Below are 215 nucleotides of genomic sequence, written 5' to 3' on the forward strand. Positions count from 1 at the left end.
TCGGGGATTTTCGAGGCCGCCAGGGCGGCGGTCACGCATCCGTCGGCGGTGTTTCTGAACCGTCAGCAGTTGGTGCAGTTGGCGAAGACGAACTTGTTCGGGTTCAACTGCCCGGCGATCGCGGCCGTCGAGGGCATTTATGACTCGATGTGGGCGAAGAACGTTGCGGCGCTGGCGGGATATCACGGGGCGGCGTCGTCGGTGGCGGCCCAACT

At 64.7% G+C, this 215-nt stretch carries 1 protein-coding gene; it reads left to right on the forward strand.

Annotated features, from left to right (window positions below):
• Positions 1–215: PPE domain-containing protein (locus AC5Y5V_RS31450; protein WP_499943001.1), on the forward strand; the 215-nt coding region annotated here is incomplete at both ends.

This window comes from Mycobacterium sp. NGS68 (assembly GCF_059812195.1).